Here is a 20,009-nt window from a genome sequence, read left to right as displayed (position 1 = left end):
AGGCAATTGCGTTCTGCAAATGTTCTGTTAGTGAATCCGCATGGCCAAGCCCAAGAAACGTTATGTCTGCCAGGCCTGTGGGTCGGTTTCCCACCGGTGGCAGGGTCAGTGCTCCGACTGTGCGGAATGGAACACGCTCGCAGAAGATGCGCCCGCGACGGTGTTCTCGCTGAAGCACGATCTGTCCAGTGGGGGCAGGGCGGTGGAATTCGTCGACCTCAACAAGCCGGGCGAACTGCCGGTCCGCCAGAAAACGGGTCTTGCGGAATTCGACCGTGCTCTGGGCGGCGGCCTCGTGCCGGGCAGCGCGATCCTGATGGGCGGTGATCCGGGTATCGGCAAATCGACGCTGCTGCTGCAGGCAGCGGCCAAGGTTGCGCGCGAAGGGCACGCTGTCGTCTATGTCAGCGGCGAGGAAGCAGCGGGGCAGGTTCGCATGCGCGCAGCCCGTCTTGGCCTGTCCGATGCGCCGGTGAAGCTGGCGGCGGCAACCGGTGTACGCGATATCCTGACGACCCTCGGTTCGATGGAAACGCCCAAATTCCTCGTGATCGATTCCATCCAGACGATGCATTCCGACACCATCGAAGGGGCGCCTGGGACGGTCAGCCAGGTGCGCGGATGCGCCTTCGAGCTGATCCGTTATGCCAAGGAGAACGGTGTTGCGCTCGTGCTGGTCGGGCACGTGACGAAGGACGGGAATATCGCCGGCCCGCGCGTGCTCGAACACATGGTCGATGTGGTTATGAGCTTCGAAGGCGAACGGAGCCACCAGTATCGGATCCTGCGTGCTCTCAAGAACCGCTTCGGCGCAGTCGATGAAATCGGCGTCTTCGCCATGGCAGGAGACGGGCTCGAGGAAGTCGAAAACCCGTCCATGCTGTTCCTGTCCGGGCGCGACCAACCCATGGCGGGAAGCTCGGTATTTCCGGCGATGGAGGGTACACGGCCTGTGCTCGTGGAAATCCAGGCTCTGATCGTAAGGCTCCAGTCCGGCGCCACGCCGCGCAGGGCGGTCGTGGGATGGGACAATGGCCGCCTCGCCATGCTGCTCGCCGTGCTGGAATCGCGCTGCGGCCTCTCGTTCAGTTCGGCCGAGGTCTATCTCAATGTCGCAGGCGGTTACCGCCTCTCCGATCCCGCAGCCGATCTCGCGGTTGCCGCAGCCCTGGTCAGTGCGCTGGCGGACAAGCCTCTGCCCGATCGAAGTGTCTGGCTCGGCGAAGTCAGTCTTGCCGGTGAAGTTCGGCCCGTAGCGCATGGCGGCGTAAGAATGCGCGAGGCTGCAAAGCTAGGTTTCATGCGCGGCTTCGGTCCGTCCGACCCAAAGAACGCCTCGCCCGACCTTGATTATTCGGGCTTGGGACAACTGGCAAACCTCGTTGACCGTGTGATGAGCAGTTAATAAACCGCAAAGCCCTAGGGATTAATGGGGTTTTATGACGGGTTTCGATCTTATCGTGCTGCTCATCGTTGGCGTGGCCGCCATCGGTGGTTTCATGCGCGGTTTCCTGCAGGAAGTTCTGTCGCTCGGGTCGTGGATCCTTGCGGCTTTCGCGATTCGCTATCTCCACACGCCGCTGACGCTGGTGATGCAGGATTTCATCGGCCCCAGCGTCGCCACGTCGGTCATGGCTTTCGTGCTGCTGCTCCTCATTCCCTATGCCGCGATGAAGGTCATTGCGAACAATGTGGGCGAGGCTTCGCGCAGTTCGGTGCTTGGCCCGATCGACCGCGTCCTCGGTTTCGGTTTCGGGACCCTCAAGGGCATGATCATCGTCGTGATCGGATTCTCACTGCTCGTGCTCGGTTATGACCGCGTGTGGGACTATCGCGGGCGCCCCGTATGGATCACCACCGCCAACAGCTACGAGCTGATCGACGGCGGTTCGCGGACATTGGTTGAAATCCTCGCCCAGCGGCGTGCCGAACTCCGCGGTGAAGAGGCTGAAACCGAAGAACCCGAGGCGTGACGGCGCCGCCCGGCGGCGCGCTCTATTCGCCCGCCCTGCTCGGGCTGGCGATCGAACTTGCCGGATATCCTTTCGACGAGAACGCATCGCTGATTGGCGAAGCGCGATCGCGCAGCTGTGGCAGCACGCTCGCTCTTTCGACTGAACCGGGTATCGGCAAGATCGGATTGAGAGTGACTGCCTGTGCGGTTGGACAGGCTTCCGCGGCAATCTTCGCCCGGCACGCAACCGCACGAGAGCCTGCGGAAATTGCCGATTTAGCTGCGTCGATCGACGAATGGGTGACCGCAGACGGCCCTCAGCCCGACTGGCCCGACCTTGAGATGCTGGACGCCGCGAGGGCCTATCCGGCACGCCACGGTGCGATACTCTTGCCGTGGAAGGCTGCGCTCGATGCGCTTTCCAAGGGCGCAGCGGAACGCTAGACGGCCCTGACAAAAGCCAGAGGGGATCGGAAGGAATGGCAAGCGGCAGCACAGCGACACAGCGCGAGCCGAGCGAGAACGAGATCAAGCTCGTCATCGGGGCAAGCAGCGCCGGGACCATCTTCGAATGGTACGATTTCTTCATCTACGGCACACTCGCCTACATCCTGAAAGACGCCTTCTACGACGTCGATAACGAGACGCTCGGCCTGCTTCTGGTGTGGTCGACCTTTGCGGTCGGGTTTGCGTTTCGCCCGATCGGCGCGATCCTGTTCGGCTTTCTCGGCGACCGCTTGGGGAGGAAATACACCTTCCTGGTCACGGTCACGCTCATGGGTATCGCGACGGCGGGTGTCGGCCTGATACCGACGGTTGCCACCATCGGCATCGCGGCCCCCATCATCGTCATTCTCCTGCGCGTGCTTCAGGGCCTCGCGCTCGGCGGTGAGTATGGCGGCGCGGCCATTTACGTCGCCGAGCATGCCCCGCCTGAAAAGCGCGGCTTCTACACCAGCTTCATTCAGGCCAGCGTCGCAGGCGGTTTTGTGCTGTCGATCGCTGTCGTGCTTGCCTGCCGATTCCTGATCCCGGAGGATGATTTCCAGGCCTGGGGCTGGCGCGTGCCTTTCCTGCTCTCGATCATCCTCCTCGGCATTTCGCTCTGGATGCGGTTGAAACTGTCCGAAAGCCCGGTTTTCCAGGCGATGAAGGAAGCCGGCGAAACTGCCGATAACCCCTTTGTCGAGAGCTTCACCTATCCCGGCAACAAGAAGCGAATCTTTGTCGCGCTGTTCGGTGTCACGGGTGTGCTCACCACTATCTGGTACACCGCATTCTTCAGCGGCATGAGCTTCCTGCGGGGGCCGATGCATGTCGACGATCTGACTGTCGAGCTGATCCTGTTCGTCTCCGGCATCATTGCGATGACCTTCTACGTCCTGATCGGGAAATGGTCCGACAGGGTAGGGCGCAAGAAGCCGATCATCATCGGGGCACTCGCTACTCTCGTCCTGCTGTTCCCGGCGTTCTGGACTTTGGGCAGTCTTGCCAATCCGGGTATCGCACAAGCGGCGGAGCGCACACCGATCACGGTGGCCGGCCCTGAATGTTCGACCGATCCCTTCGCTGACTTGTTCGATCGCGAGCAAACCGATTGCGGCAAGGTACTCGAAGTATTGACTGCTGCGGGCGTTCCTTACGAGCTCTATGGCGGGACGGAACTGCAACTTGCCGCTGGCGGGGAGCAGATCGCAATTGATCCTGCCTGGTTCGAGGATGGCGCAGCCCGCCGTGACGGGATCCGCGCGGCGCTCGGCGAATACGGCTTCGACTTCAGCAAGCAGCAGCCAGGTTTTGCGAACATCCTGGGGATCGTTGCAGTACTGCTTGGTCTGGGCATGCTTTCGGCATTGACCTACGGTTCGGTCGCCGCCCTTTTGTCAGAAATGTTCCCGGCGAAGATCCGCTACAGTTCGATGTCGATCCCCTATCACATCGGTGCTGGCTACCTCGGGGGCTTCCTGCCGCTGATCGCTGGCGTGATCGTAGCGAGTACGGGCAATATCTATTCGGGCCTCTGGTACACCTGGGTGGTGGTTGCCTTCGGTGTCGTCGTCGCATGGTGGGGCCTGCCCAGCGGCCCGCCGGCCGATTTCGAGGATTCGGGCGAAGCGCCGCCCGCATCGCCCGTCACCCCGTGAGCGAGGTTCCGCCGCCAACCCTCCGCCTGAAGATCGACCGCGACGCCCTTGCGTCCAACTGGTCGGCCCTTGACCGCATGTCGGGCAAGGCGCGGGCAGGGGCCGCAGTGAAAGCGGATTGCTACGGGTTGGGGGTGGAGAATTGCCTGCCCACCCTTATCGAGGCGGGAGCCCGCGATTTCTTCGTGGCGCATTGGAGCGAAGTTGCGCCCGTCCTCGAACATGCGGCGCCCGAACAGGTGGCCGTCCTTCATGGACCGTTGGACAGTTCGGAAGCGGCCTATGCACGCGCAACAGGCGTCCGGCCGGTTATCGATTCAGTCCGTCAGGCAAAACTCTGGACCGAGAGCGGTGGCGGCCCGTGTCACCTCATGGTCGATAGCGGGATCAACCGGCTCGGGATCCGGCCTGAAGAAATTTCCGATCCGCTGGTTCAATCGCTCGAGGTCGAGGTGCTGATGAGCCACCTCGCCTGTGCGGACGAAGACAGCACGATGAATGCACGGCAGCTGGCAGATTTCCGCGCGATCCTGCCGATGATCGATCATCAGGCGGAAAGCCTCGCGAACAGCGCGGGCATCGCACTTGGTAGCGACTACCACTTCGACCTGACCCGGCCGGGCCTTTCGCTTTATGGCGGCGTGCCGCGGCAGGAATTGGAGTCCTCTATCAGTCAGGTCGCCTATCCCGAAGCCGCGATCATCCAGACCCGCAACCTGCGTGCCGGCGAGACCGTCGGTTACAACGCGACCTTCACCGCAAAGCACGACATGCGCGTAGGCGTACTCTCGCTCGGCTATGCTGACGGGATCCTTAGAAGCTGGGGCGGGGCGGCGTTCGGGCATGAGGGACGCAGCCTCCCCATCCTGGGCAAGGTCTCGATGGACATGATCGTCATCGACCTCGATGCAGCACCCGAACTGGTCGAGGGTGACTGGGTTTCTTTGCCCTATTCGCTGCCCGATGCTGCGCGGCAAACCGCTCTATCGCAATATGAATTGCTTACCGTTTTAGGACACCGGTTCGATCGCTGAACCTGCCTTGTTGCACTGCACATTGTGCAAGTGCTAAGCATCCCCCGCACTGCACAAACCGGGCATGAGTGGGGAGAAGAAGCGACATGGCAAAGCGGACCGCCGAGGGCGAACCGATCATCATCAAGAAATACGCCAACCGGCGTCTCTACAACACCGATACCTCGAGCTACATCACGCTCGACGATCTGGCGAAGATGGTCCGCGAAAATGTCGACTTCCAGGTCCTCGACGCGAAATCGGGCGACGATATCACCCATACCATCCTCACCCAGATCATCGTCGAGGAAGAAAGCCACGGCACGCAGATGCTGCCGGTCAGCTTCCTGCGCGACCTGATCAGCATGTATGGCAACTCGATGCAGTCGATGATGCCGAGCTATCTTGAAGCGAGCATGGCGAACTTCCGCAAGAACCGCGAACAGCTGCAGTCGGCCTTCGCGAAGGGCATCGAGGGCAACCCGCTCGCCAAGATGGCGGAAGCCAACATCAAGATGATGCAGAACGCCGCAGAAGCCTTCATTCCTGTGACCCGCAAGGGAGCGGATGCGGCCAAGAAAGAAGCGGACGACGAGCTCGCCCAGATGCGCGAACAGATGGCCGCGATGCAGAAGAAGCTGGACGAGCTGAGCAAATAGTCGACCAGTTGCGCACGAGGCGCTAGGGGCGGGCGCGAAACCAATCAAAACGTGAGAATCGATCTGTGGCCAACATCCGCCATGCCTTGAACGCCCGCCGTGCCGACGATTTCGCAGCGTGGTACCAGGAAGTCATCTCAGCTGCCGAAATGGCCGAGGAATCGGGCGTCCGCGGCTGCATGGTCATCCGGCCGTGGGGCTATGGCATCTGGGAGCGCATGCAGCGTCTCCTCGACGATCGGATCAAGGCGACCGGTCATTCGAACGCCTATTTTCCGATCTTCATCCCGCTTTCCAACTTCGAGCGTGAGGCCGAACATGTCGAAGGCTTTGCCAAGGAAATGGCGGTCGTCACGCACCACCGCCTGATCGCTGGCCCCGACGGCGGCCTGATCCCCGATCCCGAAGCCAAGCTGGAAGAACCGCTTATCGTTCGTCCAACCTCGGAAACGATCATCGGCGATGCCATGGCGCGCTGGGTGCAAAGCTGGCGCGACCTGCCGCTGAAGCTCAACCAGTGGGCGAATGTGGTGCGCTGGGAAATGCGCACCCGCATGTTCCTGCGCACGAGCGAATTCCTCTGGCAGGAAGGCCACACGGCCCATGCCGACGAAGCCGAGGCGCAGGACCACACGCTCACCATGCTCGAAGTCTACCGCGCCTTCGCGGACGAAGACCTCGCCCTGGGCGTTGTCGCTGGTGAGAAGCCCGAGAACGAACGCTTCCCCGGCGCGGTGGAGACCTGGTCGATCGAGGCGATGATGCAGGACGGCAAGGCCTTGCAGGCCGGTACCAGCCATTATCTCGGCACCAATTTCTCCAAGGCTTCGGGCATCAAGTACCAGAACAAGGATGGCGGCGAGAGCCTGTGCCACACGACCAGCTGGGGCGTTTCGACCCGCATGGTCGGTGGTGTGATCATGACCCACGGTGATGACGACGGACTGCGCCTTCCGCCCAAGATCGCGCCTCAGCAGGTGGTGATCCTGCCGATGCTGCGCGACAAGCCCGAAGACGAACCGCTGATCGAATATTGCGAGGCGCTGCGCGCGACGCTCGCCAGCCAGAATGTGCTCGGCGAACCGCTCCGCGTCCTGCTCGACACGCGTCCGGGCAAGGCTGCTGCCAAGCGTTGGGATTATGTCCGTAAAGGTGCCCCGATCATCATCGAAGTCGGCGGCCGGGACATGGATAACGGCGTCGTCAGCCTGCTGCGCCGCGACCGCTTGTGGGATGAGGAAACCGGCAAGCCCGCCTTCCAGACGCCGACGCGCGAAGTCGCTGGACAGACCGTGCCCGATATCCTCGCCGACATGCAGGCTTCGCTGCTGACCGAGGCCGCCGAGCGCCGCGAAGCCAATATCACGCGCGGCGTGACGAGTTTCGATGAAGTCGAGAAGTTCTTCGCAGCCTCACGTTATCCGGGCTGGGTGGAAGTCCAGTGGTCGAAGCCCACCGGCGAAGCACTCGAAAAGGTCGTCGAGCGTCTGAAGGAGCACAAGCTCACGATCCGCAACGTGCCGATGGATGCCGCGCCGGTCGATGGGACCTGCATCTTCACCGGCGACAAGGCGGTCGAACGGGTCCTGCTGGCGAAAGCCTACTGACTTGATCTGAGGGCGGTTCTGCAACAGACAGGCGGGTATGAAAAAGCTCGCCCTGTTCGCCGCCCTCCTTGCAACACCGCTCGTCGCGCAGGAGGCCGATCCGGCTGCGGATGTCTCCGAAGAGCGCTTGCGTGCCGATATCGGCACGCTGGTAGGCTTCGGCACGCGCCATACGCTGTCCGAGCAGGACAATCCCACCCGCGGGATCGGCGCTGCCGTCGACTGGGGGCTGGCCGAGTTTGGTCGCATTTCAGAAGCGTGCGACAATTGCCTCGAAATCGTTGCACCCGAGCGGATCGAGGAGGGCAGGCGACTTCCGCGTCCCACGCGCATTCGCAATGCCGTCGCCATCCAGCGCGGGACCGAGCGCCCCAATGAGGTCGTGATCGTGCAAGCCCATATCGACAGCCGTGTAACCGATGCGATGGACTGGGAAAGCGATGCTCCCGGTGCGAATGACGATGGATCGGGCACGGTGCTGGTGCTCGAAGCGGCCCGCGCGCTGACCAAGCGCGAATACCCTGTCACCATCGTTTACGCCTTGCTCTCAGGTGAGGAGCAAGGCCTCTACGGTGGCCGCCTGATGGCCGATTATGCGGCAGAGCAGGACTGGCAGGTGAAAGCCGTCCTCAACAACGATGTCGTGGGCAACAGCTGCGGCAGCGACGGCTATTGCGATCCCGATCACGTCCGCGTCTTTTCCGAAGGCCCGCGCGCCGACCTGACCGACGCCATCCGCGCATCGCAGCGGCGCGAGGGCGGCGAGAACGACAGTCCGAGCCGCAACCTCTCGCGTTGGCTCGACAACCTTGCCGACGAAACCGAAGGCGGCCTCGACGTACGCCAGATCTGGCGCGTCGACCGCATGGGCCGTGGCGGCGACCAGATCCCCTTTATGGAGAAAGGCTATCCCGCGATCCGTATCGCGGTTGCGGTCGAGGATTACGAGCACCAGCACCAAGACCTGCGGGTCGAGGATGGGGTTACCTATGGCGATACGGCTGACGAGATGGATTTCGCCTATCTCGCCAAGGTGACGCAGTTCAACATCCGCGCGCTCGACAGGCTGGCAAGCACTCCTGCACCGCCAGCATCGACGGCCCGTGCAGCCGTCCAGACGTTCACCGACATTGCGTGGGAGGAAGTGCCTGGCGCAATCGGCTACACCGTCTGGCAGCGCCGCACCGACGAGCCTTATTGGCGCGATGAGCCCGTCATCGAGAACGTGGTCGCCACAAATGCCCGCCTCGAAGGGGTTCGCGGTGACGATTGGATTTTCGGCGTCAGCGCGACCGCTCCAGACGGCTCGCGCAGCCCGGTGTCCAGCGCCGTGCCCGCCGGACAATTCGCGCCCATTCCTGTGGAATAGGATGACAGCGAGTAAGCGCGTCCCCATATGGCGCGCATGAAAAAACATAACAGGACGGGGCGGCCGCAGGGGCTGCCCAGCAAAGAACAGATACTTGAATTCATCCAGAGCTCCGACCGTCCCGCAGGCAAGCGCGAAATCGCCAAGGCCTTCGGGATCAAGGGGCAGGAAAAGATCGCGCTGAAGAAGCGCCTCAAGGACATGGCCGAAGAAGGCCTGATCGACGGCAGGAAGACCGCCTTCCACAAGATGGGCGGCCTGCCGAAAGTGACCGTGCTCAAGGTCGTAGAGATCGAGGAGGGCGAACCGATCGCCGTGCCCGAGGCATGGTCTCCGGATGCCCCCGACAAGCCGCCGCGTGTCGTCGTCAAGGAGAGCAAGAAGGTTGCCGCTCTCAAGCGTGGCGACCGTTTCCTTGGTCGTACCGAGGAGCGCGGGAAGGGCTGGATCGCCCATCCGATGAAGAAACTGCCCGCGCGGACGGAAGGTCTGATGGGCGTTGTCGAGTTCGACGGAGGCGGCAAGCCCTGGCTCGCCCCGGTGGACAAGCGCGTGCGCAATTCCTCGCCGATCGGCGATCTGGGCGAAGCGAAGGAAGGCGAGCTCGTCCTCGCCGAGCCGATGGGAAAATCTCCGCGTGCCAAGGTCAAGGTGGTCGAGGTGATCGGCGATCCGCTCGCCCCCAAGAGCTTCAGCCTCATCGCCATTGCCAAGCACGGGATCCCGCACATCTTCCCCGACGAGGCGCTGGAAGAAGCGCAGCGCGTGGCAGAACTCCCGCTCAGCGAGGAGAAGCGCGAGGATTTGCGCGATGTCCCCATCGTCGCGATCGATCCCGCCGATGCGCGCGACCATGACGATGCGATCTGGACCGAACCCGATGGCGAGGGCGGATACAAGGCGATCATCGCGATTGCCGACGTCTCCTTTTACGTCCGCCCGGGCGGTGCCCTCGACAAGGAAGCCCGCAAGCGCGGCAACTCGGTCTATTTCCCCGACCGCGTCGTGCCGATGCTGCCGGAGATCCTTTCGGCAGACGTGTGCTCGCTGGTCGAGAACGAAGACCGCGCGGCGATGGCCTGCCACATCCGCATTTCGCCGGAGGGGAAGGTCACCAAGTGGCGCTTCACCCGCGCTATCGTGCGGCTGGCAGCCAATATCGCCTATGAAGACGCGCAGAAGGCCATCGACGATGGCAGCGCCGACGAGGTTCTCAAGAACCTGTGGGGCGCCTGGAAGCTGCTGTTCAAGGCGCGCGAGGCCCGCGATCCGCTCGATCTCGAACTGCCCGAGCGGCAGGTTCGCCTGAACGATGAAGGCATGATCGAGGAGATCGCCGTGCGCGAACGCCTCGATGCGCACCGCGTGGTCGAAGATTTCATGATCGCGGCCAATGTGGCGGCGGCCAAGGCGCTGGAAGAGAAGTCTGCACCGGTAGTCTATCGAATCCATGAGACGCCGAGCCGCGAAAAGCTGATGGCGTTCAAGGAATACCTTGCCAGCCAAGGCCGCAGCTTTGCCATGGGTCAGGTCATCACGCCGGGCCTGTTCAACCGCATGCTGAAGGACATCTCCGATCCGGCCGAAAAGGCGCTGATCATGGAGGCCGTCTTGCGCAGCCAGACGCAGGCCTATTACGGCCCTGCGAACTCGGGTCATTTCGGCCTGGCGCTGGGCAGCTATGCGCACTTCACCTCTCCCATCCGCCGCTATGCCGACCTTCTGGTCCACCGCGCGCTGGTGGATTCCTACAAGCTCGAGCAGCCTGCACCGAAGGGCAAGATCCCCGACGGCTCGGGACTTTCGGACCGTGACCGCACTGCCCTGAGCCAGATCACCGATGCGATCAGCCAGACCGAACGCCGCGCGATGGAGGCGGAGCGCGATACGATCGACCGCTATGTCGCGGCATGGCTTTCAGGCCGTGTGGGCGAAGTCTTCGACACGCGCATCACCGGCGTGCAGGGCTTCGGCTTCTTTGCCACGATCGAGAAGCTTGGTGGTGACGGGCTGGTCCCGGTCACGACGCTGGGCCGCGAATATTTCCGCTACGATGAAGGTGCGCGCGAACTGGTGGGAGAAAACACCGGCACGACCTTTGCGGTGGGTGACAGGCTCAAGCTGAGGCTGGCCGAATCCAATGCTCTGACAGGCGCGCTCAAGTTCGAGCTGCCCGACAGCGAGGGCGCTCCTATAGAGAAGCGCGGAAATCGTCCGCCCCCGAAGAAGAAACACTTCAAAAAGGGGCAGGGCGCACCGCGGCAGAAGCACCAGCAGGGCCAGCGCGGAAGGCCGGGCAATATCCGCCACCAGGGCCGGAAGAAGAAGTAGGCGGAACGCGAGGCGGGGGCTTTCCATTGAATTGGCAAAGGAGAAATCAACCTATGCTCATCCCCGGACAGAAAGTCCCCGACCTCGACCTGCCGCTGACCATCGATGCGCGCTTCGAACTGTCGAAGCAGTCGCCCGATGCCTTCACCATGCTGGTTTTCTATCGCGGCAAGCATTGCCCGATCTGCAAGAAATACACCGAGGAACTGGGCAGCAGGCTGTCCGACTTTACCGACAAGGGCATCAATGTTTTCGCCGTGTCGATGGACAGTCCCGAGCGCGCCCAGGTGAGCCATGAGGAATGGGCTACCGGTGACCTCCCGCTCGCCCATTCGATGAGCGAGGATAAGGCCCGCGAATGGGGGCTCTATGTCTCCGAAAAACGCGAGGGCAGCGAAGAGCCCGATGTTTTCAGCGAGCCCGGCCTCTTCCTCGTGAAGCCGGATGGCACCTTGCATTTTGCGGTAGTGCAGAACGCACCCTTCACTCGTCCCGACCTCGATGAGCTGCTGAAGGGCCTGACTTACACGCTGGAAAACGATTATCCCACACGAGGGACCCTGACCTGACGCCTCAGGCCAGTTCGTCCAGCTGTTCGCGCGAGAGATTGCCGGGCACCAGATAAAGCGGGCAGGGCAGATTCGCAGCATGCGCGGCAAAATGCGCAGCCAGCGGGTTCTTGCCTTCCTTCGCAGTGCCCAGCACCAGCGCGGCAATCGAACCGTGCTCTTCCAGATATTTGCTGATGACGTCGGCCGGAGAGCCCGGGCGCACGGTAATCACCGGCATCTTGCCCATCTCGCCGAAGATATTGCCGGCCGCGCTGTTGGCCATGACCTCGGCACGCTCGCGCGCCTCCTGTTCGATCGTGGCCTGCACCCCGCCAAAGGCGTTGAAGGTTTGTTGCGGGACGAGCGCGAGAATATGCACCGATCCGCCCGTCTTGCTGGCGCGTAGCGAGGCGAAGCGCAGGGCCTGTTTCGCCTCTTCGGTTTCATCCATGACGACAAGGTATATTCGCAAAGGTCCCGCTCCCGTGTTTGTGGCTGCGGTACCCGTTTATTCGTATTCTGCGCAAGGACCTTGCGGGCCACGCGCAAATTGGCCAGAGGACACTCGAAACCAATTCCCAGCGAGGACGTAACGTCAACAATGCCCACGCCGATCAAGATGCCCGCCCTGTCACCCACCATGGAAGAGGGCACACTCGCCAAATGGCTGGTGAAGCCGGGTGACACGGTTTCCGCCGGTGACATCATGGCCGAGATCGAAACCGACAAGGCGACGATGGAATTCGAAGCCGTCGACGAGGGCACGATTGCATCGATCGCGGTGGAAGAAGGCACCGAGGGTGTGAAGGTCGGCACGGTTATCGCCATGCTCGCCGAAGAGGGCGAGGATCTGGAGGAGGCTGCTGCTGCCGCTCCGTCGGGCGATGCCGCTCCTGCAGAAAAACCTGCCGAGGAAGCGCGCGAAGAAAAGGTCGAACAGGAAGAGAAGCGCACCGAACCTCCCGCTCCGGCTTCCGCACCTGCTGCCCCGAAAAGTGACGACGGCAACCGTATCAAGGCCAGCCCGCTTGCCCGCCGCATTGCAGAGCAGAAGGGTCTCGATCTTTCGGCCATCACCGGTTCGGGTCCGAATGGCCGGATCGTGAAGGCCGATGTCGAGGATGCGAAGCCGGGTGCTGCTCCGGCCAAGGAAGCCGCGGCTCCCGCACCCGCTCCGGCCAAGCCCGCGACGCAGGGCGGCGATCTCGACGCGCCCTACGAAGCGCAGAAGCTCAACAATGTCCGCAAGGTCATCGCGCGCCGCCTGACCGAAGCGAAGCAGACCATTCCGCACATCTACCTCACCGTGGACGTGCGCCTCGATGCGCTGCTCAAGCTGCGCAGCGAACTCAACAAGAGCCTCGAGGCGGACGGCATCAAGCTGTCGGTCAACGACCTCCTCATCAAGGCGCAGGCCCGCGCGCTGCAGCGTGTGCCGCTGTGCAATGTCAGCTTCCAGGGCGACGAGCTGTACCAGTACACGCGCGAGGATATCTCGGTTGCCGTGGCCGCGCCTTCTGGCCTGATCACGCCGATCATCCGCGATGCGGGCCGCAAGGGCCTCGCGCAGATATCCGCCGAGATGAAGGAGCTTGCGGGCAAGGCGCGCGACGGCAAGCTGCAGCCGCATGAATTCCAGGGCGGTACCGCCTCGCTCTCCAACCTCGGCATGTTCGGCACCAAGCAGTTCGACGCGGTGATCAACCCGCCGCAGGCGATGATCCTCGCGGTCGGCGCAGGCGAGCAGCGCCCTCACGTCATCGACGGCGCACTCGGCGTCGCCACCGTGATGAGCGCCACCGGCAGCTTCGACCACCGCGCCATCGACGGCGCAGACGGCGCACAGTTCATGCAGGCCTTCCAGCAGCTGGTCGAGAACCCGATGGGGCTGGTGGTTTGAGTGCGATAGCTTTGCTGATGCGGGGTGCCCTTGCGATCGCAATCACGGCAGTTCTGTCTTCAGGTTTCGTGGCACTTGCAGGGCTCGCTTTCCTGGCCCCTGTCGACAGGACGATGTCTGGAAACGTCGGGGTCGTGACTTTCACATGGTTCTTTGGCTCGTTCCTAGCTCTGCTCCCCGCGCTCATACTTGGCATTGTCGTAGAGTGGCCGAAGAGTATTTGGTTGGCCCGTCGGAGCGAGAAAAGCTTCGCCATTTCAATGGCCCTTAGTGTTTTGGCTGCTTTGATTGTTCTCGCTGCGATGTCCGTAATGTCCGGAGGATGGGACGGCAAAGAACGAGCTGACTTGTTGGGCGCGATCGCGATTTTCTCAGTGGGCGGTGCCGTCTCGGCACTGGTTTGGTGGATGTTCGTAATCACACCCCTTCGGACGCAGCGAATTTAACCGATGGCTGACCGCTCCCCACAAATCCGCGCGACGGCCATGCCGACCGACCTCAACCCCTATGGCGGAGTGTTCGGCGGGTGGCTGATGAGCCAGATGGCGCTGGGCGCAGGCTCGCTCGCCAGTCGGCATGGCAAGGGCAAGGCGGTGGTCGTCTCGGCCACGGATTTCGCCTTTCCCGGCGCGATGCAGGTGGGGGACGAGTTGTCCGTCTATTGCGACATCGCCGCCACCGGCAACACCTCCTTCACCATCACCGCCGAAGCCATCGCGCGCGAGCGCAATGGCGAGGCGGAGACCAGGGTGGCGCAAGGAACCTTCAAATTCGTCCTGCTGGATGAGGATAACAGGCCGCGCGCGGTGAACGCTGCCGCGCTTTCGGCAAACGATTAAAGGGACTTATGGCTGACACCAATTACGACGTCATCGTTCTCGGCTCCGGACCCGGCGGCTATGTCGCGGCGATCCGCTGCGCGCAGCTGGGCCTGAAGACCGCCATCGTCGAGCGCGAACTGCTCGGCGGAATCTGTTTAAACTGGGGCTGCATCCCGACCAAGGCTCTGCTGCGTTCGGCCGAGATCCTGCACTATGCCCAGCATGCGAGCGACTATGGCCTGAAGATCGCAGGCAAGATCGAGGCGGACCTCGAAGCAGTCGTGAAGCGCAGCCGCGGCGTCGCCAAGCAGCTCAACCAGGGCGTCACGCACCTGATGAAGAAGAACAAGATCACGGTGCATATGGGCACGGGCACGCTGACCGGCCCGACCAGCCTCACCGTGAAGGGCGAGAAGGGCGAAGAGAAGCTCACCGCCAAGCACGTGATCGTCGCGACTGGCGCGCGCGCCCGCGACCTTCCGTTCGCTCCGGCTGACGGCAAGCGCGTGTGGACCTATCGCCATGCGATGACGCCGCCCGAAATGCCGAAGAAGCTGCTGGTGATCGGATCGGGCGCGATCGGGATCGAGTTTGCCAGCTTCTACAACGACATGGGCTGCGACGTGACCGTGGTCGAAATGCTCGACCGCATCGTGCCGGTGGAGGACAAGGACGTCTCCGCCTTCCTCGAGAAGAGCCTGACCAAGCAGGGCATGACGATCATGACCGGCGCGGGCGTCGAGGCGCTCGACGTCTCGGACAAGGGCGTGAAGGCCAAGATCAAGGCCAAGGACGGCAAGGTCTCGGAAACCGAGTTCACCCACTGCATCACTGCTATCGGCATCGTCCCGAACACCGAGAATGTGGGTCTCGAAAAGCTGGCCGAAATGGATCGTGGCTTCATCCAGATCGACGATTATGGCCGCACCAAGTCGAAGGGCCTTTGGGCCATCGGCGACTGCACGCCCGGACCGTGGCTGGCCCACAAGGCGAGCCATGAAGGTGTCACCACCGCCGAGGCAATTGCCAAGGAACTGGGCAACAAGGACGTCCATCCGCACCCGCTCGACCGGGACAACATCCCGGGCTGCACCTATTGCCACCCGCAGATCGCCAGCGTCGGCATGACCGAAGCCAAGGCGAAGGAAGCGGGCTACGAAGTGAAGGCGGGCACCTTCCCCTTCATCGGCAACGGCAAAGCCATCGCGCTGGGCGAGGCCGAAGGCTTCGTGAAGACCGTGTTCGATGCGAAGACCGGCGAATTGCTGGGCGCGCACATGGTCGGGGCGGAAGTCACCGAGATGATCCAAGGCTTCGTCGTCGGCAAGACGCTGGAGACCACCGAGGCGGAGCTGATGAACACCGTCTTCCCGCACCCGACGATCAGCGAAAGCATGCACGAGAGCGTACTTGCGAGCTACGGCAGGGCACTGCATATCTGAAAAATTGCAGCGGAGGGAGAACGGCGATGAAGGAACTGGAAGTGTCGTTGCCGGGCCCCTGCGGCGAGAATTGGGATTTGATGAGCCCGAGGGGATGCAATCGTCATTGCGCCGCATGCGACACGGTGATCCACGACCTGTCGGAAATGACGTTGGAAGAGGCCGAGCGACTGATTTCGGCATCCGAAAACGCATGCGTGCGCGCCCGCATCGCGCCAGATGGCACGGTAGCCGTTAAGCACGGTCAATCCACCCGGCGCATAAAAGCTGTCGTGGGCGGTTCGCTGGCCCTTGCGGTCGCGGCTTGCCAGACGACGTCGGTCACTCCGCTCTATGAAATCACTGGTGCGGTCTCGTACGGCACAAGAGTAGATTTGCTCGATCATCGGGGCGTCGTGAAGTCGACGAAGGCAAGCTATGGTGGTGAATTCCGTTTCGACAACCTGCATGCGGGCACTTACACGCTGCGCACATACAATGGATGTTCGGATGATCCGGAGAATCGGGTCGAAGGCATCGCGTTAGGTCCCGATGACGGTCATCTGGGAGATCTGGACGAGCTTCGGGACAAGTGCCCCGTGATTTATGTCGGATTAATGGTTCCAATGAGGTCTTCCGGAAACAACGGCTAAGCGATGACCGGTTTCCTCATCCTCGCTTTCCTGATCCTTGTCGCTGGAGTAGTCGCGGTCCCGCTGGCAAGCCGGTTCGGGCTCGGTTCGGTGCTCGGTTACCTGCTCGCCGGCATGGCGATTAGCCCGGTACTCGCCGGGCTTAATGTCGATGTCGACGCGCTTCAGGTTTTCGCCGAATTCGGTGTGGTGATGATGCTCTTCATCATCGGCCTCGAGATGGAACCCAAGCGCCTCTGGGCCATGCGCGGCAAGCTGCTGGGCCTTGGGGGAGGGCAGGTCCTCCTCACCACGCTGGCGATCACCGGAATAGCGCTGCTCGATAGCAATCCGTGGCACACGGCGCTCGCCATCGGCATGGTGCTGGCGCTCTCCTCGACCGCCATCATCGTCCAGACCCTGACCGAAAAGAACCTGATGAAAAGCGAGGGCGGGGAGGCGAGCTTCTCGGTCCTCCTCGTGCAGGATGTCGCGGTCATCCCGATCCTCGCACTGCTGCCGCTACTCGCGATGCCCGAACTCTATGCCGGTGCAGGTGGCGAAGCGGCAAGCCACGGCCACGGCGGTATCGACCTCACGGCAAACATGCCGGTCTGGCTTGCCGCGCTATCGCGTGTCGCAGCAGTCGCTGGCGTTATCGCTATCGGCATTTATGCGATCCGGCCGCTGTTCCGCTATATCGCCGCTGCCAATCTGCGCGAACTGTTCACTGCGGCCGCGCTGGGCGTGGTGATCGGTATTGCCCTGCTCATGTCCCTGGTCGGTCTTTCGCCGGCGCTGGGCGCATTCGTCGCAGGCGTGGTGTTGGCAACCAGCGAATACCGACACGAACTCGAAAGCGACATCAATCCCTTCAAGGGACTGCTGCTCGGCCTGTTCTTCATCACCGTCGGGGCGGGTGTAGACTTCGTGCTGGCAAGCGAGATGTGGCAGGACGTCGTCTTCTGGGCCGCGGTAACCATCGCTGCGAAGTTCCTCGTGCTGCTGGTGGTCGGCTGGCTCTATGGTCTTCGCAAGCAAGCGCTCTGGCTGTTCTGCCTCAGCCTGCCGCAGGCAGGCGAATTCGCCTTTGTCCTGATTGCTTTCGCAGTTGCCAACTCAGTGTTGCCGGAGGCCTTGGCGGACCTTCTCCTCCTGATCGTTGCGCTAACCATGCTGGTCACCCCGCTGTTGTTCATCCTCTACGACAAGGTCATCGCGCACGCCTACTGCACCGATGGCGAAGCGCGCGAGGCGGATGCGATCGAGGAGGAGAACGAAATCATCATCGCCGGGCGAGGCCGGATGGGCGGGATTATCGACCGTATGCTGCAATCGGCAGGCTACTCGACCACGGTCATCGATTACGACAGCAAGCAACTCGAAATCGTTCGCAAGTTCGGATACCGCACCTATTTCGGAGACGCGACACGGCCCGACCTCCTCCATTCGGCGGGTATCGAAAAGGCGAAACTGCTGGTGGTCGCGCTGGACGAGCGCGAGCAAATCGACCGGATCGTGCAGCATGTCGTGAAGAACTATCCGCAGGTGCACGTCACCGCGCGCGCCATCGACCGGAACCATGTCTACGAACTGTGGGCCTATGGCTGCCGAGACGTCATCCGCGAGACCTATGACAGCAGCCTGCGCATGGGCCGTTCGGCTTACGAGGCGCTGGGCATGGATCGCCAGCAGGCGACGGCGGCCATGGACGCGTGGGAGGAAATGGACCGCAAGTCCATGCCGGAAGTCGCCAGCCTCTACCGGCTCGACATTCCCTATCACGAGAACGAACCCCTGATGAGGCGTGTGAAGGAGCTCCGCGCCGAGTGGGACCCGGTCCTCCGCGAACAGATGGACGAAATCCTGAAGAGAGGATCATGACGCAGGGAACCCACCACTACGTTGCCGACGAGCGTAACGAGAATGTCCTGATCGACATCAATGGCGAACACTTCGCGCGGCCCGATGCAAAAATCAGCGTCTTCGACAGCGGCTTCATGCTCGGTGATGGCGTATGGGAAGGGATCCGCCTGCACGCCGGCAAGCTCGCCTTCCTCGACCGTCACCTCGACAGGTTGTGGCGCGGGGCCAAGGCGATCCACATGGACCTCGGTATCTCGCGCGCGGAGACCGTGCGGCGCATGTATGCGGTCCTCGAAGCGAACGGGATGGATGGAGACGGGGTGCATATCCGGCTCATGGTGACCCGCGGCATTCGCTCTACACCCTATCAGGATCCGCGCGTCGTCGTGACGCCCGCAACCATCGTGATCATTCCGGAGTGGAAGGAACCTGCTCCTGAAACCGCCACCCGGATGCTGAAACTGGCGACGGTCCACGTGCGACGGGGCTACCCCGACGTGCAGGACCCGATGTTGAATTCGCACAGCAAGCTCAACTGCATCACCGCCTGTATCCAGGCTGCGCAAGCCAGCGCGGACGAGGGCCTGATGCTCGACCCGCACGGCTTTGTCGCAACCTGCAATTCCACCCACTTCTTCATCGCGAAGGACGGTGAAATCTGGACGTCGAGCGGGGACTACTGCCTCGATGGAATTACGCGGGCCATCGTGATCGAGATCGCGCGCGAGGCGGGTATCACCGTCCGCGAGCGCAATTTTTCCCTCACTCATGTCTACGGTGCGGATGAAGCCTTCACCACGGGGACGTTTGCGGGCGTGGCTCCGGTGGGTTCGGTCGACGGACGGATACTGGGCGAGAGCAGGGGACCAATGGTCGAACGCCTCCAGGGGCTCTATCTCGACCGCCTGGCCCGCGACACGGCTGGTGGAGACCACTCGTGACGATCAGGATCGCGATGTGGTCCGGGCCCCGAAACATCTCGACCGCCATGATGCGCAGCTTCGGTGCGCGTCCGGACTGCGCAGTATCCGACGAACCCTTTTACGGCGCATTCCTCAAGGCGAGCGGCGAACCGCACCCGATGGCCCGCGAAACGATCGAGAGCATGGATTGCAACTGGCATTCCGTGCTCGAAAGCCTGTCGGGCGAGGCACCGGGCGGAGAACCGATCTGGTATCAGAAGCACATGCCGCATCACATGACCGGCCCGGTCGCCCTGGCTGCATTCACGAGCCATCGGCACGCCTTCCTCATCCGTGATCCCGATCGGGTCGTCGCAAGCTATCGCAAGAAGAACGAGCTCCGCCGTCCTGAGATGCTCGGATTTGGGCAGATGAGGCGGTATTTCGAGTTCGAGGCAGAACGGACGGGGACCGTCCCGCCGGTCGTGGATTCAGATGACATTCTGACCGATCCCGCCGGGGTTCTCGGCAAGCTTTGCATAGCTCTCGGGATCGAGTGGGACACGGCCATGCTGCACTGGGAGAAAGGCCCGCACCCCGAAGACGGTATCTGGGGAGAGCATTGGTACGACAAGGTCAATAGCTCCACCGGCTTTGGCAAGGCGCCAGGTGAATTGCCGGTGCTCGATGGCGAGTATCGCGAGACCGCGGATGCCTGCCGGGACGATTACGAGGAACTCGCCCGCTATCGCATAAAGGCCTGACATTCCGGCGCAGTTTCAAGGCGTCTGGCCGCAACTAGCGACGCTTTTTCCTCATTCCGGCGTTTGACGGGTGAG

18 protein-coding genes are annotated in these 20,009 nt (G+C 62.3%); 17 read left to right on the top strand and 1 reads right to left on the bottom strand.

Annotated features, from left to right (window positions below; translation table 11 throughout):
- Positions 1-40: 40 nt before the first annotated feature.
- The 10 genes from radA (at position 41) to K3136_RS01535 (ending at position 11,646) form a co-directional block, all read left to right on the top strand.
- Entirely contained in the window at positions 41-1,405 is a 1,365-nt protein-coding gene (gene radA, locus K3136_RS01580) for a DNA repair protein RadA (RefSeq protein WP_221431184.1), read from the top strand.
- A gap of 34 nt (positions 1,406-1,439) precedes the next feature.
- Positions 1,440-1,973 (top strand): CvpA family protein, encoded by a 534-nt coding sequence (locus tag K3136_RS01575; RefSeq protein ID WP_221431183.1) that lies wholly within the window; start codon positions 1,440-1,442, stop codon positions 1,971-1,973.
- Positions 1,970-2,398, top strand: a complete 429-nt coding sequence (locus K3136_RS01570; protein WP_221431182.1) for an iron-sulfur cluster assembly scaffold protein — start codon at positions 1,970-1,972, stop codon at positions 2,396-2,398. Before K3136_RS01575 ends, K3136_RS01570 begins: the two co-directional genes overlap by 4 nt.
- Before the next feature lie 35 nt (positions 2,399-2,433).
- Positions 2,434-4,098 carry an MFS transporter gene (locus K3136_RS01565; protein ID WP_221431181.1) on the top strand — a complete coding sequence of 555 codons (1,665 nt, stop codon included), beginning with the start codon at positions 2,434-2,436 and terminating at the stop codon, positions 4,096-4,098.
- Positions 4,095-5,132 carry an alanine racemase gene (alr, locus tag K3136_RS01560; protein ID WP_247711396.1) on the top strand — a complete coding sequence of 346 codons (1,038 nt, stop codon included), beginning with the start codon at positions 4,095-4,097 and terminating at the stop codon, positions 5,130-5,132. The genes K3136_RS01565 and alr overlap by 4 nt, the downstream gene beginning before the upstream one ends.
- A gap of 86 nt (positions 5,133-5,218) precedes the next feature.
- The gene (gene phaR / locus K3136_RS01555; protein WP_221431179.1) at positions 5,219-5,770 is read left to right on the top strand and encodes a polyhydroxyalkanoate synthesis repressor PhaR; all 552 of its coding nucleotides are present in this window, start codon (positions 5,219-5,221) and stop codon (positions 5,768-5,770) included.
- A 65-nt stretch (positions 5,771-5,835) separates the two neighbouring features.
- Entirely contained in the window at positions 5,836-7,377 is a 1,542-nt protein-coding gene (proS, locus tag K3136_RS01550) for a proline--tRNA ligase (protein ID WP_221431178.1), read from the top strand.
- 37 nt (positions 7,378-7,414) lie between these two features.
- Complete coding sequence (locus K3136_RS01545; RefSeq protein ID WP_221431177.1) at positions 7,415-8,746, top strand: M20/M25/M40 family metallo-hydrolase; 1,332 nt, start codon at positions 7,415-7,417, stop codon at positions 8,744-8,746.
- A 27-nt stretch (positions 8,747-8,773) separates the two neighbouring features.
- Complete coding sequence (gene rnr, locus K3136_RS01540) at positions 8,774-11,077, top strand: ribonuclease R (RefSeq protein ID WP_221431176.1); 2,304 nt, start codon at positions 8,774-8,776, stop codon at positions 11,075-11,077.
- A gap of 53 nt (positions 11,078-11,130) precedes the next feature.
- Positions 11,131-11,646, top strand: a complete 516-nt coding sequence (locus K3136_RS01535) for a peroxiredoxin-like family protein (RefSeq protein ID WP_221431175.1) — start codon at positions 11,131-11,133, stop codon at positions 11,644-11,646.
- 4 nt (positions 11,647-11,650) lie between these two features.
- Here K3136_RS01535 and K3136_RS01530 read toward each other — a convergent pair whose 3' ends face one another.
- Positions 11,651-12,100: a universal stress protein gene (locus K3136_RS01530; RefSeq protein ID WP_221431174.1), complete on the bottom strand. Its 450-nt coding sequence runs from the start codon at positions 12,098-12,100 to the stop codon at positions 11,651-11,653.
- A gap of 129 nt (positions 12,101-12,229) precedes the next feature.
- On the opposite strand from K3136_RS01530, the gene K3136_RS01525 reads away from it, so the two are divergent.
- From K3136_RS01525 to K3136_RS01495, 7 genes are all read left to right on the top strand, one after another.
- Positions 12,230-13,528: a pyruvate dehydrogenase complex dihydrolipoamide acetyltransferase gene (locus K3136_RS01525; RefSeq protein WP_221431173.1), complete on the top strand. Its 1,299-nt coding sequence runs from the start codon at positions 12,230-12,232 to the stop codon at positions 13,526-13,528.
- A 449-nt stretch (positions 13,529-13,977) separates the two neighbouring features.
- Positions 13,978-14,367 carry an acyl-CoA thioesterase gene (locus K3136_RS01520; protein ID WP_221431172.1) on the top strand — a complete coding sequence of 130 codons (390 nt, stop codon included), beginning with the start codon at positions 13,978-13,980 and terminating at the stop codon, positions 14,365-14,367.
- An 8-nt stretch (positions 14,368-14,375) separates the two neighbouring features.
- The gene (lpdA, locus tag K3136_RS01515; RefSeq protein WP_221431171.1) at positions 14,376-15,791 is read left to right on the top strand and encodes a dihydrolipoyl dehydrogenase; all 1,416 of its coding nucleotides are present in this window, start codon (positions 14,376-14,378) and stop codon (positions 15,789-15,791) included.
- Positions 15,792-15,817: 26 nt separating this feature from the next.
- Positions 15,818-16,423, top strand: coding sequence for a hypothetical protein (locus tag K3136_RS01510; protein ID WP_221431170.1), 606 nt, complete (start codon positions 15,818-15,820; stop codon positions 16,421-16,423).
- 3 nt (positions 16,424-16,426) lie between these two features.
- Positions 16,427-18,286: a cation:proton antiporter domain-containing protein gene (locus tag K3136_RS01505; protein ID WP_221431169.1), complete on the top strand. Its 1,860-nt coding sequence runs from the start codon at positions 16,427-16,429 to the stop codon at positions 18,284-18,286.
- On the top strand, positions 18,283-19,209 hold the full coding sequence (locus K3136_RS01500) for an aminotransferase class IV (protein WP_221431168.1): 927 nt from the start codon (positions 18,283-18,285) through the stop codon (positions 19,207-19,209). Before K3136_RS01505 ends, K3136_RS01500 begins: the two co-directional genes overlap by 4 nt.
- Positions 19,206-19,934, top strand: a complete 729-nt coding sequence (locus K3136_RS01495) for a sulfotransferase (RefSeq protein WP_247711395.1) — start codon at positions 19,206-19,208, stop codon at positions 19,932-19,934. Before K3136_RS01500 ends, K3136_RS01495 begins: the two co-directional genes overlap by 4 nt.
- Positions 19,935-20,009: the final 75 nt, after the last annotated feature.

This window comes from Qipengyuania gelatinilytica, assembly GCF_019711315.1.
Lineage (GTDB): Bacteria > Pseudomonadota > Alphaproteobacteria > Sphingomonadales > Sphingomonadaceae > Qipengyuania > Qipengyuania gelatinilytica.
This window is presented reverse-complemented; position numbering and strand designations above follow the sequence as displayed.

Bases quoted from the DNA above. Each gene is read 5' to 3' on its own strand.
- rnr (WP_221431176.1), top strand. From the start codon at position 8,774: ATGGCGCGCATGAAAAAACATAACAGGACGGGGCGGCCGCAGGGGCTG.
- K3136_RS01520 (WP_221431172.1), top strand. From the start codon at position 13,978: ATGGCTGACCGCTCCCCACAAATCCGCGCGACGGCCATGCCGACCGAC.
- lpdA (WP_221431171.1), top strand. From the start codon at position 14,376: ATGGCTGACACCAATTACGACGTCATCGTTCTCGGCTCCGGACCCGGC.
- K3136_RS01565 (WP_221431181.1), top strand. From the start codon at position 2,434: ATGGCAAGCGGCAGCACAGCGACACAGCGCGAGCCGAGCGAGAACGAG.
- K3136_RS01575 (WP_221431183.1), top strand. From the start codon at position 1,440: ATGACGGGTTTCGATCTTATCGTGCTGCTCATCGTTGGCGTGGCCGCC.
- K3136_RS01545 (WP_221431177.1), top strand. From the start codon at position 7,415: ATGAAAAAGCTCGCCCTGTTCGCCGCCCTCCTTGCAACACCGCTCGTC.
- K3136_RS01505 (WP_221431169.1), top strand. From the start codon at position 16,427: ATGACCGGTTTCCTCATCCTCGCTTTCCTGATCCTTGTCGCTGGAGTA.
- K3136_RS01510 (WP_221431170.1), top strand. From the start codon at position 15,818: ATGAAGGAACTGGAAGTGTCGTTGCCGGGCCCCTGCGGCGAGAATTGG.
- K3136_RS01535 (WP_221431175.1), top strand. From the start codon at position 11,131: ATGCTCATCCCCGGACAGAAAGTCCCCGACCTCGACCTGCCGCTGACC.
- radA (WP_221431184.1), top strand. From the start codon at position 41: ATGGCCAAGCCCAAGAAACGTTATGTCTGCCAGGCCTGTGGGTCGGTT.
- K3136_RS01525 (WP_221431173.1), top strand. From the start codon at position 12,230: ATGCCCACGCCGATCAAGATGCCCGCCCTGTCACCCACCATGGAAGAG.
- K3136_RS01500 (WP_221431168.1), top strand. From the start codon at position 18,283: ATGACGCAGGGAACCCACCACTACGTTGCCGACGAGCGTAACGAGAAT.
- phaR (WP_221431179.1), top strand. From the start codon at position 5,219: ATGGCAAAGCGGACCGCCGAGGGCGAACCGATCATCATCAAGAAATAC.